At 52.6% G+C, this 21,392-nt stretch carries 18 protein-coding genes; 4 read left to right on the top strand and 14 right to left on the bottom strand.

From position 1 onward, the window contains the following. Nucleotides 1–14: 14 nt before the first annotated feature. Together HJG54_RS02750 and HJG54_RS02745 are read right to left on the bottom strand one after the other, a co-directional pair. On the bottom strand, nt 15–2,225 hold the full coding sequence (locus HJG54_RS02750; protein WP_316433219.1) for a pentapeptide repeat-containing protein: 2,211 nt from the start codon (nt 2,223–2,225) through the stop codon (nt 15–17). 37 nt (nt 2,226–2,262) lie between these two features. Next, nucleotides 2,263–2,475 (bottom strand): hypothetical protein, encoded by a 213-nt coding sequence (locus HJG54_RS02745; RefSeq protein WP_316433218.1) that lies wholly within the window; start codon nt 2,473–2,475, stop codon nt 2,263–2,265. On the opposite strand from HJG54_RS02745, the gene HJG54_RS02740 reads away from it, so the two are divergent. Further along, nucleotides 2,469–2,927, top strand: coding sequence for a DUF29 domain-containing protein (locus HJG54_RS02740; protein ID WP_316433217.1), 459 nt, complete (start codon nt 2,469–2,471; stop codon nt 2,925–2,927). The two genes, HJG54_RS02745 and HJG54_RS02740, sit on opposite strands and share 7 nt — an antisense overlap. Here HJG54_RS02740 and HJG54_RS02735 read toward each other — a convergent pair. After that, nucleotides 2,912–3,169, bottom strand: coding sequence for a helix-turn-helix domain-containing protein (locus HJG54_RS02735; RefSeq protein ID WP_316433216.1), 258 nt, complete (start codon nt 3,167–3,169; stop codon nt 2,912–2,914). The genes HJG54_RS02740 and HJG54_RS02735 overlap by 16 nt on opposite strands. A gap of 108 nt (nt 3,170–3,277) precedes the next feature. On the opposite strand from HJG54_RS02735, the gene HJG54_RS02730 reads away from it, so the two are divergent. Continuing rightward, entirely contained in the window at nt 3,278–3,508 is a 231-nt protein-coding gene (locus tag HJG54_RS02730) for a hypothetical protein (protein ID WP_316433215.1), read from the top strand. 15 nt (nt 3,509–3,523) lie between these two features. On the opposite strand, the gene HJG54_RS02725 is transcribed toward HJG54_RS02730, so the two are convergent. The 3 genes from HJG54_RS02725 to mfd form a co-directional block, all read right to left on the bottom strand. Continuing rightward, entirely contained in the window at nt 3,524–4,297 is a 774-nt protein-coding gene (locus HJG54_RS02725) for a Uma2 family endonuclease (RefSeq protein ID WP_316433213.1), read from the bottom strand. After that, nucleotides 4,294–4,584 (bottom strand): hypothetical protein, encoded by a 291-nt coding sequence (locus tag HJG54_RS02720; RefSeq protein ID WP_316433212.1) that lies wholly within the window; start codon nt 4,582–4,584, stop codon nt 4,294–4,296. The genes HJG54_RS02725 and HJG54_RS02720 overlap by 4 nt, the downstream gene beginning before the upstream one ends. Before the next feature lie 338 nt (nt 4,585–4,922). Continuing rightward, nucleotides 4,923–8,447: a transcription-repair coupling factor gene (gene mfd / locus HJG54_RS02715; protein ID WP_316433211.1), complete on the bottom strand. Its 3,525-nt coding sequence runs from the start codon at nt 8,445–8,447 to the stop codon at nt 4,923–4,925. A 372-nt stretch (nt 8,448–8,819) separates the two neighbouring features. Here mfd and HJG54_RS02710 point away from each other — a divergent pair, with 372 nt between their 5' ends. Then, nucleotides 8,820–10,148 carry a hemolysin family protein gene (locus HJG54_RS02710; RefSeq protein WP_316433210.1) on the top strand — a complete coding sequence of 443 codons (1,329 nt, stop codon included), beginning with the start codon at nt 8,820–8,822 and terminating at the stop codon, nt 10,146–10,148. A 25-nt stretch (nt 10,149–10,173) separates the two neighbouring features. On the opposite strand, the gene HJG54_RS02705 is transcribed toward HJG54_RS02710, so the two are convergent. Together HJG54_RS02705 and HJG54_RS02700 are read right to left on the bottom strand one after the other, a co-directional pair. Then, nucleotides 10,174–10,839, bottom strand: a complete 666-nt coding sequence (locus HJG54_RS02705; RefSeq protein WP_316433209.1) for a class I SAM-dependent methyltransferase — start codon at nt 10,837–10,839, stop codon at nt 10,174–10,176. A gap of 183 nt (nt 10,840–11,022) precedes the next feature. Further along, complete coding sequence (locus HJG54_RS02700) at nt 11,023–11,895, bottom strand: PEP-CTERM sorting domain-containing protein (protein ID WP_316433207.1); 873 nt, start codon at nt 11,893–11,895, stop codon at nt 11,023–11,025. Nucleotides 11,896–12,834: 939 nt separating this feature from the next. On the opposite strand from HJG54_RS02700, the gene serS reads away from it, so the two are divergent. Continuing rightward, nucleotides 12,835–14,118, top strand: a complete 1,284-nt coding sequence (gene serS / locus HJG54_RS02695) for a serine--tRNA ligase (RefSeq protein ID WP_316433205.1) — start codon at nt 12,835–12,837, stop codon at nt 14,116–14,118. A gap of 28 nt (nt 14,119–14,146) precedes the next feature. On the opposite strand, the gene HJG54_RS02690 is transcribed toward serS, so the two are convergent. The 6 genes from HJG54_RS02690 to HJG54_RS02665 all read right to left on the bottom strand — a co-directional run bounded on the left by HJG54_RS02690 (nt 14,147) and on the right by HJG54_RS02665 (nt 21,350). Beyond that, nucleotides 14,147–15,760, bottom strand: coding sequence for an ATP-binding protein (locus HJG54_RS02690; protein ID WP_316433204.1), 1,614 nt, complete (start codon nt 15,758–15,760; stop codon nt 14,147–14,149). Between the two features lie 129 nt (nt 15,761–15,889). Next, a complete protein-coding gene (locus HJG54_RS02685; protein WP_316433202.1) occupies nt 15,890–17,389 on the bottom strand; it encodes a UDP-N-acetylmuramoyl-L-alanyl-D-glutamate--2,6-diaminopimelate ligase in 1,500 nt (499 codons plus the stop codon). Nucleotides 17,390–17,447: 58 nt separating this feature from the next. Then, nucleotides 17,448–17,738, bottom strand: coding sequence for a glutaredoxin family protein (locus HJG54_RS02680; protein WP_316433200.1), 291 nt, complete (start codon nt 17,736–17,738; stop codon nt 17,448–17,450). Nucleotides 17,739–17,844: 106 nt separating this feature from the next. Further along, nucleotides 17,845–19,458: a HAMP domain-containing sensor histidine kinase gene (locus HJG54_RS02675; protein ID WP_316433199.1), complete on the bottom strand. Its 1,614-nt coding sequence runs from the start codon at nt 19,456–19,458 to the stop codon at nt 17,845–17,847. 162 nt (nt 19,459–19,620) lie between these two features. Next, complete coding sequence (locus tag HJG54_RS02670; protein WP_316433198.1) at nt 19,621–20,709, bottom strand: hypothetical protein; 1,089 nt, start codon at nt 20,707–20,709, stop codon at nt 19,621–19,623. Between the two features lie 104 nt (nt 20,710–20,813). Then, nucleotides 20,814–21,350 carry a hypothetical protein gene (locus tag HJG54_RS02665; protein WP_316433196.1) on the bottom strand — a complete coding sequence of 179 codons (537 nt, stop codon included), beginning with the start codon at nt 21,348–21,350 and terminating at the stop codon, nt 20,814–20,816. Between the last annotated feature and the right edge of the window lie 42 nt (nt 21,351–21,392).

The raw sequence follows: 21,392 nt of genomic DNA, 5'->3' as shown, positions 1-21,392 counted from the left end.
TTGTCTAATCCGGGTTACTTGAAATAAATCAACAAGTTGAGTCCGGGAATGGTTTGGGAAAGCGTCCACAGCAGCAAAACGAAGTAGAGAATGCCCAGGCTCCACTGATACCAGACCAAAGCGGTGATCAGACCGGGCATATGCTGGTCGCGTAGGCGCAGATCGTTGAAGCCGAACCGCATCAGATTATTCAGGCTGAAGTCAAAATAGTTGAGCCAGCTCCAGCGACGGTCCCAGACAATCGGCGTAAATCTTTCTCGAAAGGTAGGGGTGAACGGAATATTCGGCAAACGGCCAATCAAAAACCGCAACTGCCGGAGACTGCTATCCTCTACTAGATAGCTTTCGCTGATTAGATCGTGGTAGCGTCCCTGCCAGTAGGTTAGCAGTACTAGTAGGCTAGGAACCGGCACAATCACCAGCTCCAGACAGGCTAGCGTATACCAGGGATAGTCTCCGACGCGAAAAATGGCCGCCAAGCCAGACAGGGTCAGCAGCGTAAACCCGCCTGCCACCCAGAGAATTTCCGAGACGGTTGGCACAATCGGCCGAGGATGCAGCCGTCGAAATCGATCGAGCAGCCAGAACAGCACGCCAAAGTGTGCCACCGCAATTAGCCCTACCCCCAGCACGAGCCAAAAGCTGGTGCCATAGCGCGTCAGCAGCAACAGCAAACTCAGTCCGACCCAGTGAAAGCCATCTAATAACCAACCCGAAGGAGTCGAGGCTTGACCCACCGTGATCCGGTCGCGCACTTTCACATAGGTAGCGAAGTCAATTTGGTTGATGCGCAGCAGGTCGCTGATGTTGCGGAAAGGTTGTTCAGCGCGAGCAGCCTGAATGGCGGCGATCTGTTTTTCAGAAAAGCCTACCTGTTTGAGAACGGCAGGCTTGGCAAAGTTCAGATCGATGCCCAGCAACCGCTGCTGCAACTGGCGCAGGCGCAGTTTCTCGGTGGTGTATTGAATCTCATTAGCGTCGGTGATTTCCTGTAGCTGGCGAAAGTTTTGTACTAGATTGCGCAGCAGCGTTTCGTTGCCTTGTAGCGTCGGGACTGACAACACGCGACCAATTTTGCCCGGATCGCCCAAAATCCTGGCCAGCCTTGGATCAAACTGCAAGTTCGGCACGTTTAGATAGGCGCGTTCAGCAAAGCGGGCATCGGCAAAATCGGCCTGATCGAGAATCGTGGCTCCGCGTAAATTCACCGTTTGATCAAACTCGGCCTGCCGAAAACTGACGGTTTTTTCAAACACGGCTTCACTCAAAAACAGCGCCTGGAAAAACTGATCGCGGTCGAACAGGACGGCATCACGCCAGCGGGTCACAGACAGATCGGCGGTGTCTCGCCACTGGATGCGGGTGAAATTGGCGAACTGTTGAAATACGGCTTGATTAAAGCTAGCTGAGGCTCGAAATTCACTGCTCTGAAGATTGACGCTTCCTTGAAACAGCGCTTGATTAAAGCGGGCGCGATTAAAGAAAATGGCGCTACGAAACCGCACATCACGCTGAAACACAGCATTGGCAAAGTTGGCGGAGCGACTAAATCGCGTTTCAGACCAATCCGACTCTTGGGTGAAGGTGGCTCCCTGCGCTTCCACCCGGCCTAAAAAGAAAGTATTGGTGAAATTAACAAAGCCCTCAAATCGAGTCTGCACCAGCAGCAGTGGTGCCCGCAGAACTGTAATTTGCAAAGGAGTCACCTGAGACTGCATCAATAGAGAGCGCGACAACTGGCTCAACTGAGAAAGCCGCCGCCGATCGCGGGCAAGCTGGGCCTGTTCTGCTTCGCTAAAGATGGGCAACAGCGACTGACCATACAGCGGTGTCCGCAGACCCAAATCGCTGAATTTAAATTCTCCCTGGATCACCGAGTAGCTCAGATCGATGCCGAGCGCCTCCTGAGACCGCTGAATCTGGGTTTGAATCAGGTGATAAAACTGGTCGCGGAAGGCTACATTTTCGGGGCGCAAGTCAATCACAAGCTGACGCAAATCCAGAGTTCGGATGCCCTCGGTTTGCATTGGTGATTTCAGCCGCGCCTGCAACAATTCCAGGGTCAGGGGTGCGCGTTCCGGCAGGGCAACGGCAGCAACAGCAGGTTGGGAATACCAGCAGCTACTAGCGGCCATCACAATACTCAGCAGCAAAATCAGCTTAATCAGATTGGCGAGCAAACGAATGGTTGATGTAAACCGCGATGAACGACACTGAGTTGCCACGGCAAATTCTCGAATAGAGTTGCTGGGCTGAAAGGTCTCAGACAAACATGAGCAAAATTGGCGGCTGAAACAAGCGGTTTTCAATGGTGTGATACTGACGGCTGCACTCGATCAGAATATCCTTGACCGACCCGAAAAAGATCGCTCGATTCATTAAGAAACATGCCAAGCGCAGCGATAGGCTCTTCCAAACCTGCGGCAAAATCAAAAAGAACCCATCTGGACGCTTGAGTTTACAATGCCATGACAACTCCCTCTCCCCAATCCCCGGCAACCAGTCTCTACGAACAAGACTATTATCTCTGGCTAGAAAAAATGGCACACTTGCTGCGCACGGGCAAACTAGACGAGCTGGATCTAGAAAACCTAGCCGAAGAAATCGCGGATATGGGCCGAAGTGAACGGCGCACAGTGGAGAGCAATCTAGAAATAGTGTTGATGCATTTGCTCAAGTATCAGTATCAGCCAGAAAAACGGTCGAGCAGTTGGCGATATACGTTGCTGGAGCATCGCAGGCGGCTAGAGCGGGCATTTGAAGAAAGTCCAAGTTTAAGACGGTATTTTGAGCAACGATTTGCTAAAAGCTACCAAGCAGCACGTAAGCTAGCCGCTGTAGAGACCGACAAACCTATCAGCGAGTTTCCCAACGACTGTCCGTTTACGCCAGAACAGGTGCTGGATTTGGACTATTTGCCAGAGTGATCGGACTGGTCAGCCTGCCGAGTTCGTTCCAGATACAGATTAATAAAGTCTTCTGCCGCCGTTTCGTTGAGTTGACGCAGAGCTTTGACAATTTCAGTCACAGATTCAGCCGAAGGATCGGTAATTTCCTTAAACCATTGGTAGACCGTAGAACGGTTGATCCCCATTGTCACCGCCAATCGATTTTGGCTAATCCCATAGGTTTCTAGTACCTGCCTAAGCGCTTTCCCTGCCTTTCCCATGCCCCAATAGTGTCAGAGGCGCATAACCAAGTAAATGTTTGTGTTTACAAACAACCGATAGAGTGATAGTGTTTGTAATTACAAACACCTCTGTGAAGACAGATTTTTATGGCTGAAGAATTCTTGTCGGGTGGGGATTTCAATCCTCCTGCCCCCAATTTTGCTAACCTCGATCCGCGTTGGAATCGGGTGATCTTGATTGGCGAACCCAACTGGGTATTGACCACGATTCACCAACTCTACCTGCAAGGATTTGCCGAAGTCGGAGACTGGGGCCAGCCCTTACCCACCCAAAATCCAGGCGAAGCGATTGCTGTCCTCAAATGTCCACGGGTTTAACTGGTTTCGCCGCTTCTACTCTAATTCCGAGCCTAGCTCTCGTAACTTGGCTCTGAGCTGCTCGACCTGGGCTTCTGCGGCTTCAGCTCGTTGGCGTTCTTGTTCAGCTCGTTGGCGTTCTTGTTCAGCTCGTTGGCGTTCTTGTTCAGCTCGCTGGCGTTCTTCCTCGGCCTCTGCTTCGGCTTGTTGTCTAGCAAACACCTCTTGCCGCAGGGCTTGAGCTAGTTCATCGGGTACCAGCAGTTTTTCACCGGTATCCTGTCGGTAAAAGCCAATCAGTTTACCCTCAACCTGTAGCCGCAACTGAAGAGGTTGACTACAAAAATCTTGAATTGGCTCATACTGTTCGCCGCGTAATCGATAGCCCTGTAACTGCCCTGGAATCCATTCGCCTTTGGGATCAAATAGCCAGTATTCCTGCACGCCGAGCTGTTCATAAAGCGTTCGCTTAAAGACCTGATCGTGCTCGCGGGTGCTTTCAGAGGTCATCTCAAAAATGACGCTCGGCACCTGACCTTCTTCCCAGATTTTGTAATTGTCGCGGCCACCGGGCGCTACGTCGAAAATCACCATCACGTCTGGTGCCACCCGCAAGCGGGGATAACCTTGAGCGTAGTAGAGAAACTGATTGCCCAAGACGGTGGCTTGGCGGCCTTCCAGATGTTGGCGTAACACTTCCAGAACGGTTAAGAGCGCGTAGAGATGATCGTAGGTTTCTGCCACAGGTTCACCGTCAGCACTCGGATAGAAAGGTTCAGTGGTTGGAGTAGGGGAAAGGAGTGTGGTCATGAATTTTCTCCTCGACCAAACAGATGCTCTAGTAGCCGCTGACTCTCGGTTCGCAAGCCTCGAATTTCGGTCATACCTGCCTCAAAGTTGCGCTGACTTACTTCAAAGTTGCGCTGATGAATTTCCACCACCTGCACGAGCGAGTTTACCGTTGCACGCAGTTCAGCAATCGCGGCTCTTTCCTCTGCGAGGGACACTTGAAGCCTAGAAATTTCTGCTGCATTTCTATCGATGTTTGCGGTATTGGCTTCAATGGCGGCTTCAATGCGATCTAGTCGTTCAGTCATAGTTGATAGTACTGGAGTATTTAGATTTTGGCATGGAATTCAATGGTGAACATCCTGACTAAGAGGATGTTTGAAACGGATCAAACATGTTGCATTGCCCCCTAAATCCCCCACTATTGGGGGACTTTTGATCCCGTAGTTCTGGTTCAAAGTCCCCGTTGATGGGGGATTTAGGGGGCTGGTTCAACGTCCCCCCTCGCGCTTCGAGCGCGGCAACGAACAGAATGGGGGATGGAGGGGGCGGTTCGGGTTGCATCGGCGCCTTTTAAACCATCCTCTAAGAAGCTGCCAAACATCAGGTAGCAACTGCTGTCTAGAACGAGATGAGCAAGGCGCTTCTAAGCAATTGCCGCTTCGGGCAACCCACCTTTCATCCGGTTGAGGTAGTCGAGCAAATTTTCTACTTGCAGTTCGGCTTTGAGCACGCCTAATCCGCGTACCGTCACCTTACCGGGTGTGTAGATAAAGCGAGTTTGCAGGTGCCCCGGCAGGTTTTCCTTCAGCAAATTCCAGGCCGGTTCCTCCATCGGGGTTTCCAGGGCAATATGCTGTTTGCCTTCGGGCTTGATGCGGCTAAACCCAAGCGATTTGGCGAGCTGCTTCAGTTCCATCACGCGCAAAAGCTGGCTGGCAGCAGGTGGCATTGCTCCGTAGCGGTCGTTCCAGTCGGCGGCAATTTCTGCCAGTTCGCGTTTGGTTTGGGCCGAAGCTACGGCTCGATAGGCGCTCATCTTTTGATCCAGATCGGGGATGTAGTCGGCTGGAATAAAGGCCGTCAGGTTGAGGTCGATTTGCGTGTCATCAACTTGCGGAATCTCTTGACCGCGAATCTCCTTGATTGCTTCTTCCAGCATTTCCATGTATAGATCAAAGCCAATCGCATCCATTTGGCCCGATTGTTCTGCGCCAAGCAAATTGCCCACGCCGCGGATTTCCATATCGCGCACGGCCAGCTGATAGCCAGAGCCAAGCTGGGTGAATTCCTGAATCGCTCGCAGCCGCTGCCGTGCTGTATCGGTAAGCTGACTTTGCTTCGGGTAAAACAGCCAGGCATGGGCCTGAATTCCGGCTCGCCCGACTCGACCGCGCAACTGATAAAGCTGGGCCAAGCCAAACTTCTGGGCATCCTCGATCAGGATGGTGTTCACTCGCGGAATGTCCAACCCTGACTCGATGATCGTGGTACAAACCAGAATGTCTGCCTCACCGTTGCTGAAGGTGAGCATCGTCGCTTCGAGTTCGCCTTCCATCATTTGGCCGTGGGCAATCGCGATTCTGGCTCCGGGAATCATTTCCCGTAGGCGAGCCGAAACTTCCTCAATCCCTTCGACTCTAGGCACCACATAAAACACCTGCCCGCCTCGATCCAGCTCTTGCCGAATTGCCGTCCGCACCACTTCCGGATCGTAGGGAGACAAATGGGTTTTAATTGGACGACGCGAAGGCGGTGGTGTCGTAATCAGGCTCATTTCCCGCACACCCGACAGGGCCATATAAAGCGTGCGAGGAATCGGAGTGGCGCTGAGGGTCAGCACATCCACCTGGGTTTTCAGCGATTTGATTTTCTCTTTCTGATTGACACCGAAGCGCTGCTCCTCGTCTACCACCAGCAAACCCAAATCCTTGAACTGGACGCCTTTGCCCAAAAGCTGATGGGTGCCCACCACCACATCCAATTCACCAGTCGCCAATCGCTGCTGAATCTCTTTGCGCTCTTCGGCAGTGCGGAAGCGGTTCAGCAGACCGACCTGAATCGGATAGGGGGCAAAGCGTTCCTTCAGCGTGTGGTAGTGCTGCTGAGTCAGGATCGTTGTGGGTGCAAGTAAGGCCACCTGTTTGCCAGCCGTCACCGCTTTGAAGATGGCCCGGATCGCTACCTCGGTTTTACCAAAGCCGACATCGCCGCAGACCAACCGATCCATCGGGCGAGCATCTTCCATATCGCGCTTCACATCCTGGGTCGCCTTGAGCTGATCCGGCGTGGGCTGATAGGGAAAAGAATCCTCCAGTTCTTCTTGCCAAGGCGTATCGGGAGGATAGGCGAATCCCTGCTGCTGAGCGCGTTGGGCATAGAGTTGCAGCAAATCGATCGCCACCTTTTTGACGGCTTTGCGGACTTTGCTCTTGGTTTTTTCCCAAGTTTTGCCGGTCATTTTGCTGAGTTCCGGCACCTTGTCGCCCGCCCCCCGGAAGCGAGACAGGGCATTGAGCTGATCCGCCGCCACCCGCAGCAAGCCATCGGCATATTGCAGTACCAGATACTCGCGGGTTTCGTTGTTGATCGTCAGGCTCTCTAGCTTCAGGAACCGGCCAATCCCATGATTTTTGTGGACGACATAATCGCCCAACTGAAGCTTGTTCGGGTCAACCTGTTTGGAGGCGGCCTGTCGGCGTTTGCGAATGTAGCTGGGTGTGGCCAGGGAATGCTGCCCGAAGAACTCCCGATCCGTAACGACAACTAAGCGAAACGTGGGCAGAATAAATCCTTCCAGCTCGGCCAGTCCGGAATACTTGACGGCAACCGGAACCCGTTGGGCTTGCAGTTTGTCGATTGCCGGGTAGTCGCGCGGATTGGGTACAAACTGAGCCGGACAGTCATGCTCTTGCAGCAGTGCCACCGAACGAGAGGGCTGGGCCGACACTAGCCAGACCGAAAAGCCCCGATCCCGCTCTTGCCGCAGCGTTTCTGCCAGTTTACCGAACTGATGCGGCGTGGCCGGGACCGGACGACTCGCCAAATTTAACCCGTTGCCTTCTTCGGCTAGCTCGGATAGATAAAGCCGTTCATAGGGTTCAGTGGCGGTTAATGAATCCGTGAACGGGCGATGGATTGCGGGAAGTGGTGAGCGAGATTCTGAGCTGGCAGCCAGTTCGCGCCATTGTTCGTTGGCATGTTCAAACCAGCGATCGCTGTGGGCGCGGCATTGTTCGACTTCGTCAATCGCAATCAGCGTATTTTCGGGCAAATAATCTAGCAGCGAGGCGGGTTGCTCAAACGCGGCACCCAGAAACCGCCGCATCCCTTCCGGAGGCTGACCAGCCTGTAGCTGTTCCAGTTCCTCTGCCGACAATAAGGCTCGCACTTCTGGCTTAAATCCCTGTTGCGGATCGCTCTCGTCTCGTAGCCCCTGTACGATGATCGGGCTGAAGTCTGTGGCGGTGAGAATCAGCCGATCGGTATTGTCGAGCGAGCGCTGGGTGGCCGGATCAAATTCGCGCAAATGGTCCAACTCATCCCCAAACAGCTCCAGGCGCACCGGCAGTTCGGCAGCGACCGGAAAAACATCGATAATATCGCCGCGACGGCTCCACTGCCCTTCGGTTTCTACCAGCGGCACCCGCTCATAGCCCAAGTTGGCAAGCTGCTGGCTCAAGGCTTCTAGGTCTAACTCCATGCCTCTGGAGAGCGTGAGGCAATAGGGCCGAAAGGCAGTAATTGGCGGCAGATGGGGTTGGAGGGCGCGTTCGGTGGTAACAATGGCGGCGGGTGCGGCAGCTTTGGATGTGGCGGTGTCTGGGTCTTGGACTTTCAGCAGATCGGCCAAAACCTGCATCTGGCCCCACGTCATTTCCGACTCTGGATCAAACGGCTCATAGGGCGACGCTTCTGAGGTGGGGTAAAAGTGCACCGTTGGCCAACCCATCGCTTCCAGTTGGGCTGCCCAGCGTCCGGCTTCTTCTAGCGTGGCGGTGATCACTAGTAAATTGCGCTGCTGAGCTTGGGCTAAGCTGGAAGCCACTATCCCCTTGGGCAAGCGAGCAACGCCGTTCAGCGTCAGCACCCGCTGCTGATTCAGCTTCGTGAGGAGTTCATTCGTAAGGGGCAGTCGTGCTAACGCCCGTGTGATGGAGGAAAAAGCCATAGACCCTGGAAAAGAACCACAAACGCAATGACAGCAACCAATTATCTATTGTGATGCTTTTATATTGTGAACTACCCGACGCGCCTTGTCCTTTGCGCTAGAGTGCGGGTTCCCCGCTTGGGTGGAGCCTGCTGTCAAATAAACCAATAAACTTTCGCTGCCGGGAATTTACTTAAAGTCACCATTTTGACATGATCTGGCTCTGCCCAAGTAATCCTGATGCATCAGGATCAGCCAACTGAAGTGAGAGAATGTTACCTTGCTCTATATCCAGAACTGCGGCATAACCTGCTCGGTTGGGTGAAGCCGATCGGTCAGCTCTGGATATGTGCTCTCAAATTCACTCTTACAAAATAGGCGTTAGCATCGTTCATGTCCCTCGAAATCCTGGTAATCCTGCTGCTGATCCTGGCGAATGGCTTGTTTTCCATGTCGGAGATGGCGATTGTATCGTCCCGTCGAGCCAGACTTCAGGAGCTGGTCGAGCAGGGAAACCACAAGGCCCAGGTGGCGCTTGACCTCGCCAATTCGCCCAATCAATTTCTTTCGACGATCCAGGTTGGCATCACCCTAATCGGCATTCTTACCGGTGCGTTTGGCGGTGCTACCCTAGCTGGCAGTCTCGTGCCCTACATCTCCCTGATTCCGGCTCTGCGAGCTTCGAGTGAGGCGATTGCCTTCGGGATTGTGGTATTGCTGATCACCTATTTGTCGCTGATCATCGGGGAACTCGTGCCGAAGCGCTTGGCCCTCAATAGCCCAGAGCGAATTGCTACTGCGGTGGCCGTGCCGATGCGCGGCATTGCCCGTTTCACCAGTCCGATTGTGCATTTGCTGAGCCTATCCACAGAAGCGGTGCTGAAGCTGCTGCGGGCCGATGTTGCTTCCACCGAGCCGTTAGTGACCGAAGAAGAAATCAAGGTTTTGGTGCGGCAGGGAGCCGAAGCCGGCATGTTTGAAGCGGCTGAACAGGACATGGTGGAGCGGGTATTTCGGCTGGGCGACCAGTGGGTGAGCGGCATCATGACCCCCCGGCCCGATATTGTCTGGCTCGACTTAAACGACTCCGCCGAAATCAACCGTCGCAAAATGGTCGAGAGCCGCCATAGCCGCTTTCCGGTTTGTCAAGAAACTCTAGATAATGTGCTTGGCGTGGTACATGTCACCGATGTTCTGACCCGCAGCCTATCTGGTGAACCGATCGATCTGGCGACTTTGCTGCGCCAACCCTTGTTTTTGCCAGAGAGCACCCCGGCGCTGAAGGTGCTGGAACGATTTAAGCAATCGGGGACCCATATCGCCATGATCGTGGACGAGTACGGTGTGATTCAAGGCATGGTAACGCTGAATGATGTGATGGAGGTGATTATTGGCGATGTCCCCTTTGCCGATAACCCACCCGAAGAACAGATTATTCAACGCGAAGACGGCTCCTGGTTGCTGGATGGCATGCTCTCGGTTGAGGAAATCAAAGACCTACTGGACTTGGATGAGCTACCCGGTGAGGATCGTGGCAATTACCAGACGCTGGGCGGGTTTGTGATTACCCAACTGGGACAAATCCCCAAATCGTCGGACCATTTTGAATGGGAAGGATTTCGGTTTGAAGTAATGGATATGGACGGCAACCGGGTTGATAAGGTGCTAGTAGTGCCGCCAAAATCTAATCTGAACAGCGAGGAGTTGGGCAGCGGAATTTAACCAGGATTAACGGAATTTCAGCAATTCAAGCCGACTTTTTCAGAGCTAGCGTCAGGCCGTCGGCAATCGCGATCATACAGGGGAAAATGCGGTCGTCTTGATGCAGCGCTCGGTTAAAAGCGCGGATCGCCTGGGTGCGGTTATCTTGCACGTCCGGATCAGCCACCCGTCCAGACCACAGCACATTGTCGATGACAATCAGGCCACCTGGGCGCACAAGCTGGAGGGCGCGTTCGTAGTAGCCTGGATAGTTGCTTTTGTCGGCATCGATAAAGGCAAAGTCAAAACTGTTGGCCTGCCCGTCGGCTAAGAGAGCATCTAAGGTTTCAAGGGCCGGAGCAATCCGCAAATCAATTTTGTCAGCCACACCGGCTCGCTGCCAATAGCGTTGGGCCACGTTGGTATAGTCCTCGCTCACATCACAGGCGATCAGTTTGCCATCAGCAGGTAGGGCCAAGGCCACTGCCAGCGAACTGTAACCCGTAAAGACGCCGACCTCTAAGGCTTTTTTCGCTCCCATCAACTGAACCAGCAGCATCATGAATTGTCCCTGTTCGGGGGCAATCTGCATCTGGCTCATCGGATGGTTAGCCGTCTCTTGCCGCAGTTGTTGTAAAACCTCTGGCTCCCGCAGCGAAACCGAGAGTAAATACTGGTAGAGGGAGGCATCAAGAAAAGTCTTGTCCGACATTTTGTATAGCCGCGGTTTTAACCGCCAGATGATTAAAGTGGCACATTGCATTCTAAAACAAAAGACTTTCAGAACAGAAGACAACCGCAAGAGGCAAGAAGAGAAATTGAATTAAAACGAAAAAGGATGAGCAGTGCCCATCCTCTGAATCCTGATTTGAAATGTATTGAAGTGAACTAGAAACTAAGCTAGTTCCTTTTTGCGGCTCTGCCTCAGTAGAAATGCACTGCCGACTGCCACTAGCCCCAGCGTCATTGCGGGTTCGGGAACGTCCTCAGGATTGTCAAAGTCGAAGCCATCTCTACCGGCGCGGAAGGAGTGGTTGTCGGTCTCAAAACCGCCGCCGCCAGCTTGAGTAATCCGAATCTCATCGAAGATGTCAGCCTTGCCGCTGGAGTAGAAGTGGAGATAGCCACTGCCTTCACCCCCGTTCTGCCAGCTCGCCCGAATCGGCGCAACTGGATCGACATCCGCCGTGGTGAAGGTTTTAACTTCCTGCCCGTTGCGGAAAAAGGAAAAGGTATTACCGCCGCTGATTGCACCCCAATTGATACCAAAGTAGTTCATGGTTTTGGCAAAGGTGATGCGCATCATATTGCCGCTGAACACAGCCAGATACTTGGAGTCGTTGTAGACCGACTCACCAATCACCTTGCCGGCTTCATCCTTGATGTAATTCACGGAATCATTTGACTTGGGAGTGGTCGTTGCTTCCCATCCAGCAGGTGCCCATTTGTCAGCATAAACGCCGGTTTGACCACTGCTGGTTTCCATTCCCTTTTCAAAGTGATAGGTAACTAAAGCCTTCCCTTTCTTATCTTTTGCCGCTACTACCGTCTTATCACCCTGATTGCCAAAGCCCGAATTAAAATCAATCGTGGTAGTGCCTTTCATCCCAGCAAAATCAGAATATGCACCCTCATTTGTTGCACCCGTAAATGGATTGGCAATGCCCTTAGTAATCTTGAAAGAAATTGCCTCAGCAGAGCTGGCAAACGTAATCGTAGCAATCGTAGCTAGCGTGGCAGAAAAGAGAGTATTGCGAGCAGATCTCATGGTTTTTCCCTCATGCTCAATCGTCTGACAATTCGCATTATGGTGTGGAGCCAAACAGAAACAAGCGAGAAAAATCACGGATTTTTTGTTGTTAATCCTTGAGAAAAAATGAATTCTATTGACAGGTAGAAAGTAGTAGAAAACTCTGTAGTATTTCAACAAACGAAAGCTAGAATTCGGCCTTTTATGAACATGCCTTAATGTCTTCATAACTGCTTTTATTGAAAACACGTAATCTCAAAGATCTGTTCATAAAGATGTAGACTACCAGTCCGTGGTGTCACTAGCTAATGCTCTTAAAAAGTGCTGAGTTTCGATTTGTTTTATCCTTGGCTCCACCTAGCTAACTTTACTTAAATGGCTTCCAGAAAAGTCAATCTTCGCAATTCTGAACTAGCAATTCTGAACTAAGAGGGTGTTTTAAAAGTCGCCGATGCAACCCGCACCGCCCCCTAAATCCCCCACTAGTGGGGGACTTTGAACCAGCCCCCTACATCCCCCATCGATGGGGATTGTGAACCAGACATACGGGATTGGAAGTCCCCCACGGGTGGGGGGTTGGGGGGCACCGAAATACGGGATCGGAAGTCCTGCCCCACGGGTGGGGGTTGGGGGGCAATGCAACACGTTTGATCCGTTTCAAACATCCTCTAAGGAAAGAACGCTCACCTGCTCAGCAAATTCCACAAGAAAGGTTATCCTGATGTATTGGCAGTCCGATTGGTGACTCGGAACTCTAGCCCAGTAAACTAGCCAAGTAAATCTAGCCAAGTAAATCAGTAAATTACAGCCTTTTCCAGGCTAATGAAGTACAAAAAATGGGGTGCAGGGGCCGTGCCTCTGCGTGGGGACTTCGGCCCCACACCTCTCGTACCTTACCAGAGCGGAAAAAGCTGTAGATTCAGTACGATTCAGCAAATTCAGCCAGAGTAAACTACCGTGATTGACCTTAAACAACTCCGGGAAAATCCAGACCAGTTTCTTGCCCGTTTGAACCGCCGCAGCGACTACAGCGAACCGATTCAGCAGATTCTGCAACTCGATCAGCAGCAGCGGCAGCTAGAGGTAAATCGCTCCCAACTCCAAGCCCGCAGCAACGAGATCGGCAAGTTGGTGGGTCAAAAAATCAAATCGGGCGCGAAGGATGATCCGGAAATTCAGGTGTTGCGGGACGAGGGCAACCAGGTGAAGGCTCAGTTGAGCGAACTAGAGCCGCAGGAAAAGGAGTTGAAGGCGCAGTTGGAAGCGCTGATGCTGACGATTCCCAACTTACCCAGCGAAACCACGCCTCTCGGCAAAGACGAGGAAGAAAATGTTGAAATCAAACGTTGGGGCGACGAGTATCTGCCTAAGAACCCAAACATTCTGCCCCACTGGGAAATCGGCGAAAAGCTTGGCATTCTCAACTTTGAGCGCTCGGTGAAAATAGCCCAGAGTCGATTTGTCACCTTGGTGGGAGCAGGCGCTGCGTTGGAACGGGCGCTGATTCGGTTCATGCTGGATCAACAAACGGCAGCGGGCTACTTGGAAGTCAGCCCGCCCTTCTTGGTGAATACAACCTCTCTAACGGCATCGGGCCAGTTGCCCAAATTTGCGGAAGAAAGCTTCAAGTGCGACAAAGACGACCTCTGGCTGCTGCCCACCGCTGAAGTGGCGCTCAATAGCCTGCACCGAGATGAGATCCTGGCCGCTGAAGAGCTACCGCTGCATTACTGCGCCTATACCCCCTGCTTTCGTCGAGAGGCCGGCAGCTATGGCCGCGATACACGCGGTCTGATTCGTCTGCACCAGTTCGACAAGGTAGAGCTGTTTAAGTTTGTTCATCCCGATACGTCAGAGCAAGAGCACCAAACCCTGCTGCGGGATGCCGAGGCGATTCTGCAAGCGCTGAAACTGCCCTATCGCGTGATTGAACTCTGCACTGGTGATTTGGGATTCGCGGCAGCCAAAACTTACGATCTTGAAGTCTGGTTGCCCTCGTCAGGCAAATACCGCGAAATTTCAAGCTGCTCCAACTGTCGAGATTTTCAAGCCAGACGCGGTAATCTGCGGTTCAAAGAGGCGGGCAAAAAGGGCACTCAGTTTCTGCATACGCTTAACGGCTCCGGGCTAGCCGTGGGGCGAACCATGGCCGCAATTTTGGAAAACTATCAGCAGCCAGATGGCACGGTCAGCGTTCCCGAAGCGCTTCAGCCCTATTTGGGACGAGATGTGATTGCTTGAATCTGTCTGGCGACTCCAAATTGCACCCTTATCCTTCGGAGGCAACTGGCAGCAGCACGGTAAAAACCGAGCCTTCGCCCTGTTTGCTTTTCACCGAAATGGAACCGCCGCAGCGCAGCAAAAGCTGTTGCACAATCGATAATCCCAACCCCACACCGTTGCTGTCTTCGGTTTGGAGTCCCCGTGCTCGATAAAAGCGTTCAAAAATGCGCGGCAGGTCGCTGGAGGCGATGCCAATCCCCGTATCGCGGAATTCGAGCTGCACCGAGTCCCCCTGCTGACGGGCACGCACCCAAACTTGGCCGCCTTTGGGGGTGAATTTGATGCTGTTGTTTAGCAGATTAATCACAATTTGTTTCAACCAGGCCGAGAGGCAAGACACGGATGGCAAATCCTCTGGCACCACATAGGCCAACATGACACCCTTCTCTTGGGCTAAAGGCTGGTAGGTGCTGACCACACCCGGCACAATGTCGGACAATCGCAACGATTCCATTGGCATTTCTTCGGCGCTGCTCTCTAGCTGCACTAAGTCCAAAACACTAGCAATTAAGGAGCTTTGTCGGTCGCACTCCTGACTCAGCATCTCCATATAGCGCTGACGCTGGGGTGGTTTGACACTCGGAGAATTCAGCAGCGACAGGGCCGTCTTCATCGTGGCTAAGGGCGTGCGTAGCTCCAGTCCCATTGTTTTGATAAATTCATCTTTCAGGCGGAGTGCGGTCAGCAGTTCCTGATTTTCTCGCTGCAATTGGGGAATGTGCTCTACCTGTCGTCGCTGGGCCGCACTTGTTCGCCACAGGTCTTCTTGGCGCTGAATCTGTTTGGTCAAGAGCCGACCGAGCAAAGCTGGATCAAGCGGTTCAACCGAGTTGTGCTGTTGTAGATTGGCCCAAGAGATCAATCCATCGCTAAGTGTTTGGTTCGCTGCTGCATCGGGTTGCCCAAAGCAAATGGCGGAGTGAATTCCAGCTTCCAGCACTTTCTGCACCACCACTTGCTCAAACGAACAAATGCCCAACAGCGGGTGCTTGCGCTCCAAGCTGTCATCTGGGTTTTGGCCCAGCTTGGCGACTTCGCTTAGCTGTACCGAACGAGGCCGATGGGTCAACACTAAACCGTAGAACGCAGGAGCTGCAACTAAAAGAAAATACTCGCGTTTTAACTGACTGTCGGGTGCCAGAGGCAAATAGTGGATGCTGGAGTTTTCGGCTGGGTTATCGGAAAAACCGGGGACATCGTCAAGTCCGACATCGTCGAGCGGCAAGTCTGGTAACTCTCGGCCTGCTCTCTGAATCCGCAGACCCTCCCAGTTAGCGGCGGCTGATAACGGCTTGACTGGCGTAGCGGTGACGGGTTGGCTCGGTTGGTTTGGGTCTGTTTTCTGATAGGTTTGCAGGCTGTAGATCGAGTATGGTGCAGTAGCCAATTGGCAGAAGCGATCGACTTCGGCTTGCCACGCCTCGCCTCGCGGTAATTTGAGCCAAATCGTAGCCGGTAAATTCTGCTCAATTAAAAAATCTAGAAACAATCCCACGATCGATTTGAACGTGGTGGGGCTTAGCTGAAGGGGATGCGGCGTTGGGTCAGTGTTGACAGCTAGCTCATACAACGACACATCTGGTTGGGGTAATGGGTTCATGACATTGAACGGTAAAAAAGGAAACTTGACTCTGCACCTAACTCATTCTATACATGGTCGATTTCCCAAACTTGAACCACGTCAATAATTGCTCAATTTGCCTTCAGCTCGCCTTCAGCAAGCTCGCTGTCAACTACCGAGCAAGCGCTGTTCTAGAGCCGCCCGTGCCTGCTCCCGGTCGTCGAAATGCACCTTCTCGGTGCCCAAAATTTGATAGTCCTCGTGGCCTTTACCGGCAATTAAAACGCCATCCCCAGGTTGGGCTTGCAGAATGGCAGTGCGGATTGCTTCAGCCCGATCGGCAATTACCGTAGGATTCACGGAGGCCGGAATGCCAGTCAAAATATCTTGCAGAATTCGCTCTGGATCTTCGGTACGCGGGTTATCAGAGGTGACAACTGGCCAGTCGGAGAGTTCAGCCGCAATCGCCCCCATTTTGGGACGTTTGGTGCGGTCGCGGTCGCCGCCACAACCAAAGACGCAGATCATCCGCCCGCTGATAAATGGACGGGCTGCCCGCAGCATATTCTCTAAACTATCTGGCGTGTGGGCATAATCCACAATCACGCTGATATCCTGATCCGACCGAATCTGCACCTGTTCCATCCGACCCGGTACGCCCGAAAAACGCGGTAAAGCCGCGGCAATCGTAGCCAGATCCACCCCTAGATGCAGGGCGGCTCCTACAGCAGCCAGCAGATTTGCTAAATTAAACTGTCCCACCAGCGGCGACTGAAACTCGATTGTGCCTTGCGGTGTGTGTAGCCGACCTCGCACGCCTTCTGCTTCATACACCAGATCACTGGTCCATAGATCTGCGGTTTGATCGGTAACGCTATAGGACCAGACCTGCGCTGGGTTCAACTGCTTGATTAGGCGACGCCCGTAAGGATCGTCGAGATTGACAATCGCCCGCCCCTTTAGGTAATCCGGACTAAACAGCAGCGCTTTGGCAGCAAAGTAGTCTTCCAGATCCTTGTGGTAGTCCAGGTGATCCTGCGTCAGGTTGGTAAACACCGCTACCTCAAACGGACAGCTCAACACTCGCCCTTGAGCCAGCGCATGGGAACTCACCTCCATTACCGCCAACTGGGACCCTGCGGCGACGGCTTCTGCCAACTGCTGCTGAAGTTCGAGCGCAAAGGGAGTTGTGTGGACGGCGGTTTGCTGATAACCAGCCCAGCGGGCATAAAGAGTCCCCAACAAAGCAGTGGGTTGCTGGCTTTGCAGCAGCAGAAACTCGATCAGGTGGGTAGTGGTTGTTTTGCCGTTGGTGCCCGTCACTCCCACCAGCTTCAGCTTTTGGGCTGGATAGTCATAAAACGCGGCAGCGAGCTGGGCACAGGCTTGAGCCATATCCGCCATCGGAATTACACAGGCATTGTGGGTCTGGATCACGCTGGCGGTCTTTTCGGCGGCTGCCGGAGACACCACGGCAGCAATTGCCCCGGCCGTGAGCGCACTCGGCCAAAACTCACCACCATCGACGCGGGTACCCGGCATGCCCATAAACACATCTCCCGGTTGACAGGCATGGGAGTTGGTTGTCAAACCCTTCACTTCCGTCTCTAGAGCTGGATGCTCAGGGCAAGATACCGATAGCGTTGCCAACAGTTGTTTCAGCTTCATCTCCACACTCCTTCTGCCTCAAACTCGTCTCTTTGCGTTTTTGTGCGTTTGCTTGCGCTTATTTTGTCTCATTTTTCGCCGCTTCCGTCAGATATTTTTGTAACATCTGCTCAAGCTGGGCCACTGAAGCACGAGGAGAAGGACGTGGAATCGGAGTCGGGGCTGCATCTGGGGTCGAACCAGCCAGAAACAGCACCGGAATTTCGTACTGATAGGCTTGGAACCAATCGTCGCGGCTGGTAATATCGCGAATTTCTAGCTGCAAATCGAGGCTGGAAATTTGCTCTAGCTTCTCCTGCAACCCTTCGCAGAGATGACAGCCTGGCTTACTGTATAAGATCAGTCGCATTGCTTATTCTCCTCTAGAAGCTGCAAAGTAGCGTCGCAACCTTATCTAGAGATTCTAAATTTCTCAAATCTCTGGAGACTATTAAACACTAATCCTTGAGTAAACACTACTCTTCGGGTTTGCGAGAAGCGAGCGGCAGAAAAATAGTCAGCACTTCACCCGCTTGAGGATGTTCGCGCACAGTCATTTTGCCGCCAAGCGCTTGGAACAAATTCTTCGTCACCGCCAGACTGAGGCTGAGGCTGCCGGTTTCGGGCTGAAACATCAGCAGTTGGCCAATCGAGCGCACCGCTGGAGCAAATCCCATTTTGGCTTTGCTATCCTTTGGCAGGGTGGTTGATGCCGACTGGGGCTGAGAGAGGAATTGCAGCTTCAACTGATGTCCAGCTAGCGCTACCTGCACCTGAATATGGCTCCCCGGCGGCAGGCGATGGGTAATGCGATCGATCAGTCCAGTTAGCGCCTGATCCAGCATCACCGGGTCGGTGACCACCATTGGCAGTTTTTGCGGCAGCAGGATATCGAGCTTGTGGCTGTACTGACTGGCCTGCTGTTGCCAACGCGCTAAGTTCTGCTGAATCACCTGAGTCAGAGAAATCGGCGCAAGCGGCATCAAAGCCTGCTTGGTTTGCGTGGTTTCCAATTCTACCGCTCGGAAAATTAAGTTGAAGCGGTCGATTTGTTCAGTACATTCCCGATCGATCACTTCTAGTCGCTTTAGCACATCAGGATTCAGGTCTTTGCGCTTGAGCAACAGTCGAGTGAGAGTGCGAATCGTGGTTAAGGGCGTCCGCACTTCGTGGGCTAGCGCTTGCAACAGTTCGGCATCGACACAGTTGCTAGGCGTTGATTGCACAGATTCGGCAGCATTCTCCATTTGAGTACTCACTGCCGGGGTAGATGGCGGAGTAGCTGGAGCAGTTGGCATTACTGGCTCAACCACTGTAGCCTGAGAGACGGCCCGCTTCCCTACTAATTCAAAGGGTTCGGGCAAATTAGCCAACATCAGCCGGCTGAATTGGGTGACAATGCGATAGTCCGGCACGACGGGAGTGAATTGTTTCACCATGCGGTCAACAGCAGCAGCCAGCGGGGGAGCCGTAAGCTGTAACCGAGCCTGAAGCGACCGCCATACTTGCCACACTACGTCTGGATCAAACGAAAACAGAAACGCGGGTTGATGGGCTGCCGTTTCTCCCAGCGTCATGACCAAACTAAACTCTGGTGTCAGCGCCAGACAAAACTGCTCAGCTGCCAAGGGATCATCGGGACGTAGCGGTAGGGTAGGAATTTCTTTCCAGGGAACCTCTGGTTTGTGCTCAGCGGCTGGCAAAAGCTGCACCACTTCTCCCGGTGAACCCACCGTAAACACCCAGGTGGCAATTTGATCCATCCAAGCGGCCTGCTGCAACACCGGAAACGGGCCAGAGAGCAGCAATCCTGTCACAGGTGGCGTATTTTGGCTACCCTGAGGTGCGCTATTGAGCGTGGTAGACTCAGACTCGACCCCCTGCTGCAATAAGCCATTGAGGGCCGCAACCGCTCCTGCCCATTCCCGCTCGGCTTTGAGGCGCTGCTGAGCCGGAAATTGGTGCGATTGATTGTCCTGAATGGGGTGCTGGTTTTGCTCCAACCCACTCAGGCTCAAGATTTCACTTAATGTTGGTAGATACCACTTATACACGAGACTGCATCGACTCTGTTGCAATAGTCTAGGCATAGAAAGAGGCTTAGAAGGCGCTCTACTACGACAATACTGGTATCTGTGGAGTTGCAACAAGCTCAAAACCGAACCAACCGATTCGCGATCTCCCCCTTAACTGGCTCTGTTAATTATTGTTCAGATTGTTCAGATTCTATAGGGCAAGACACTTAATGCGGCCTATCGGGTTTTGACACGCAGATTCCTGTCGAGATTGTCATAGCCAGCTACAAAACCATTCTTGAAGTTGATGCTGCTGCTGCCATAGTAAAACGTTTCAGAGCAGGCTGAATTATCGAGTAACACCTGAGTTGGAGTACCCTGGACCCGCAGAATCTCCTCTCGGCTAGAGTCCAGCGTCCAAACGTTACCCGCGCCCTCGTTGCCGCTCAAGATTGGCACAATCCGTACTCGAAGATTGCCACCTTCGTTGCTATAGCCAGTGACCCGCTGCTTGGTTAGTTCAACAGTGCTGCTGCCGTAGTACAGCGTTTCCCGGTCCGAGTAGTCATAGTTGACGATCCGGGTAGGAGTTCCTTGAATTTGAAACACATCTTCCTTTGTTGAACCTAGGTTCCAGGCTGAACCACTGCGGGCTGAAGGAGGTGGTTCTGTTTCAGAGACCTTGAATTTGCGGTCAAAGTCTTCATACTGGGTCACCATACCATTACTCAGCTCGATCCTGCTTTTGCCATAATGGAGGATTTCTTTACACATGGAATCATAGCGATCGACTTCGGTTGGTGGGCCTTGCAGTTTGAGGACCATTGCCCGGCGGGAGCCAATGCCCCAGAGGTTTTTCGTAGCGGCAGGTTGGTCAGCAGCAGCGGCTGAGCGATTTTGAGCATAGGCCAGATTGGTCTGATATTCAGTAATTTTGGCTAGTGCCACGGCATGGTTAGCGTCTGATTTAGGAACTGCCTGCATCAGCTTCACGGCTTCTTGCCACCAGTTGGCTACCTGCTGCCATTCTTTAGCTGATTGGGCCGTTTGAGTTAGTTCTGCGGCACTCATAGCTCGATTCACAGCCCAGCGAAATGCTTCAGACCTAGGCACTTGCTCGCTGGTTTCTAGCTGCCTAGTGCCGTTGACAAACAGAACAATTCCCAACCCGATCATTGAACAGAGAAACACTAACGGCAACAAGGACGGGTGCCGACGTGTGTAAACTCGCGGCTGCACTACCCGCCTAACTTCAACAATCGGGTAAATCACTTTACCATTCAGTTCTGACTTTCCGTTCCTGCTCGATTCAGGTCGTCTGTCCATGCTGATTCTGAGTTGATGATTTGTTCTAAATTCTTACAACAATATCTTTAACTAAATCATCTTTAATAGCAGTGACACCGATCCTCATCATCTTTTTAATTTTCTCAAGCGTTGATCTGGTAATGCTGCAATAAGTCATGTAAAAATTGGGCGGCAGTGATTCGGTGGTATCTCGGTGCAAATGATTGGACTGACCAACCGCAAACTGTTTGAGGAGCACGCCACAGCTCTAAATGGGCAACAGCTGGCTCAGCATAGAAGCTGGCTTGTCCTGCTCCCAGTAAGGCTGAACTCCAGTGGGTAAAAGCATCGTGACTGATGCGGTGGATCGGGAACGGGCTGAATAGCGGCACTCCCCAGCCATCTATCGCAATCAGGGCCATAATTCGTCCACCCAAGATTTGCCATAGGTAGGCTGCCCCAATTGCGCCTACAACACCGGCACTAAACCCAATCAGCAAAATCGGTGTTTGACGCTGTGATGGGGGGATTTGCTGGAGTAAGAACGTCAGAATATGAGGCGGAGAATAGATGGGTAATCGCTCAGTAAGAACCAGCGGCTCAGCAGGCCAATCGAGTGCTTGCACAAAACTAGCGGTTAAATCCGGGGGATGTACACCCGGACAAATCACAATCAGCATAAATTAGTGACAGAAAGAGTTACAAACAGGGTTACAAACAGC

Source organism: Leptolyngbya sp. NK1-12, assembly GCF_032598965.1.
Classification (GTDB): domain Bacteria; phylum Cyanobacteriota; class Cyanobacteriia; order Elainellales; family Elainellaceae; genus Elainella.
The sequence above is the reverse complement of the archived record's forward strand: the minus strand, read 5'-3'. Positions and strand labels throughout refer to the sequence as shown.

Bases quoted from the DNA above. Each gene is read 5' to 3' on its own strand.
- HJG54_RS02740 (WP_316433217.1), top strand. From the start codon at position 2,469: ATGACAACTCCCTCTCCCCAATCCCCGGCAACCAGTCTCTACGAACAA.
- HJG54_RS02735 (WP_316433216.1), bottom strand. From the start codon at position 3,169: ATGGGAAAGGCAGGGAAAGCGCTTAGGCAGGTACTAGAAACCTATGGG.
- HJG54_RS02730 (WP_316433215.1), top strand. From the start codon at position 3,278: ATGGCTGAAGAATTCTTGTCGGGTGGGGATTTCAATCCTCCTGCCCCC.
- HJG54_RS02725 (WP_316433213.1), bottom strand. From the start codon at position 4,297: ATGACCACACTCCTTTCCCCTACTCCAACCACTGAACCTTTCTATCCG.
- HJG54_RS02720 (WP_316433212.1), bottom strand. From the start codon at position 4,584: ATGACTGAACGACTAGATCGCATTGAAGCCGCCATTGAAGCCAATACC.
- mfd (WP_316433211.1), bottom strand. From the start codon at position 8,447: ATGGCTTTTTCCTCCATCACACGGGCGTTAGCACGACTGCCCCTTACG.
- HJG54_RS02710 (WP_316433210.1), top strand. From the start codon at position 8,820: ATGTCCCTCGAAATCCTGGTAATCCTGCTGCTGATCCTGGCGAATGGC.
- HJG54_RS02705 (WP_316433209.1), bottom strand. From the start codon at position 10,839: ATGTCGGACAAGACTTTTCTTGATGCCTCCCTCTACCAGTATTTACTC.
- HJG54_RS02700 (WP_316433207.1), bottom strand. From the start codon at position 11,895: ATGAGATCTGCTCGCAATACTCTCTTTTCTGCCACGCTAGCTACGATT.
- HJG54_RS02690 (WP_316433204.1), bottom strand. From the start codon at position 15,760: ATGAACCCATTACCCCAACCAGATGTGTCGTTGTATGAGCTAGCTGTC.
- HJG54_RS02685 (WP_316433202.1), bottom strand. From the start codon at position 17,389: ATGAAGCTGAAACAACTGTTGGCAACGCTATCGGTATCTTGCCCTGAG.
- HJG54_RS02680 (WP_316433200.1), bottom strand. From the start codon at position 17,738: ATGCGACTGATCTTATACAGTAAGCCAGGCTGTCATCTCTGCGAAGGG.
- HJG54_RS02675 (WP_316433199.1), bottom strand. From the start codon at position 19,458: ATGCCTAGACTATTGCAACAGAGTCGATGCAGTCTCGTGTATAAGTGG.
- HJG54_RS02670 (WP_316433198.1), bottom strand. From the start codon at position 20,709: ATGGACAGACGACCTGAATCGAGCAGGAACGGAAAGTCAGAACTGAAT.
- HJG54_RS02665 (WP_316433196.1), bottom strand. From the start codon at position 21,350: ATGCTGATTGTGATTTGTCCGGGTGTACATCCCCCGGATTTAACCGCT.